The following is a 219-nucleotide window of genomic DNA, read 5'->3' as shown; positions in this document are numbered from 1 at the left end:
GCTGCATGCGGGCAATCTCAAGGATTAGGCGAGCGACGGCATTGCGTGCCGCATCGCCGCCCTCCAGCGCCGCCGAAAAGATGTCGGCGAGGGCCTTGGCTCCCCGCTCTCCTGCCTCCCGCTGACGTTCCATCGCATCGGTGAGATCATCCACGCGGGTCTGTGCCATGACCTCGGCCGCCGCCAGTTGCTCAATCTCTGCAGACAGCTCGGGGGTAA

The 219-nt window shown here is 65.3% G+C and carries 1 pseudogene; it reads right to left on the bottom strand.

The features are described from left to right. A pseudogene (locus JI664_RS23770) lies at positions 1–219 on the bottom strand (hypothetical protein); the annotation flags it as partial.

The organism is Rhodobacter sp. NTK016B (assembly GCF_017303295.1).
Lineage (GTDB): Bacteria > Pseudomonadota > Alphaproteobacteria > Rhodobacterales > Rhodobacteraceae > Pararhodobacter.
Note: the sequence above shows the minus strand (reverse complement) of the source record. Positions and strands in the feature narration are given on the sequence as shown.